Annotated in this window: 1 protein-coding gene and 1 pseudogene; both read left to right on the forward strand. The window is 45.6% G+C overall.

Going from position 1 to position 901, the window contains the following annotated elements; all coding sequences use genetic code 11:
* Positions 1 to 562 (forward strand): hypothetical protein (locus SORDD05_RS10335; RefSeq protein WP_419579800.1); only part of this gene is annotated, 562 nt, incomplete at its 5' end.
* Positions 563 to 670: 108 nt separating this feature from the next.
* A pseudogene (locus SORDD05_RS10340) lies at positions 671 to 901 on the forward strand (hypothetical protein); the annotation flags it as partial.

The following is a 901-nucleotide window of genomic DNA, read 5'->3' on the forward strand; positions in this document are numbered from 1 at the left end:
ATTGCTCAAGCTTGTGCTTGCTGATTCAGATGCACTAATTGATGCGGATACGCTGTTGCTCAAGCTTGCTGAAGTACTTGCTGAAGTTGAGGCATCGCCTGAACCATTGCTTGTACTTGTTGAACCTGAACCGCTACCTGAGTTGTTGCTTGCACTGATTGAAGCTGATTGGCTTGCAGATACTGATGCTGAAGCGCTTTGGCTAGCTGATACTGATGCGCTAGCTGATTGGCTAGCTGAACCATTGCTTGTGCTTGCTGAACCTGAACCGCTACCTGAGTTGTTGCTTGCACTGATTGAAGCAGAAATGCTGTCACTCAAGCTTGTGCTTGTTGAAACTGATTCACTTGTGCTGATTGAAGCACTTACGCTGTTGCTCATGCTTGCTGAAGTACTTGCTGAAGTTGAGGCATCACCTGAACCATTGCTTGTGCTTGTTGAACCTGAACCACTACCTGAGTTGTTGCTTGCACTGATTGATGCTGAAGTACTATCGCTCAATGATACGCTTACTGACTTGCTGAGTGAAACTGACTCACTTGCACTTACAGATTCAAGGTAGCTAGGAAGGTTAAACTCTGGCTTAGATTCGCTTGTTGGCTCACCCTTACTATAGCTGAATGAGTTAGATTGTTGTGACGCACTTGTACTCAAACTGCTTGAAACGCTATTGCTCAAGCTTACTGAAGTACTTGTTGAAACTGAAGTACTACTTGAGTTGTTGCTTGCTGATTCAGATGCACTGATTGAGGCTGATACGCTGTTGCTCAAGCTTGTGCTTGCTGAGTGGCTCGCACTAATTGAAGCAGACACACTGTTGCTCAAGCTTGTGCTTGCTGATTCAGATGCACTAATTGAGGCAGACACGCTGTTGCTCAAGCTTGTGCTTGCTGATTGGCTA

Source organism: Streptococcus oralis (assembly GCF_001578705.1).
Classification (GTDB): Bacteria; Bacillota; Bacilli; order Lactobacillales; family Streptococcaceae; genus Streptococcus; species Streptococcus oralis_J.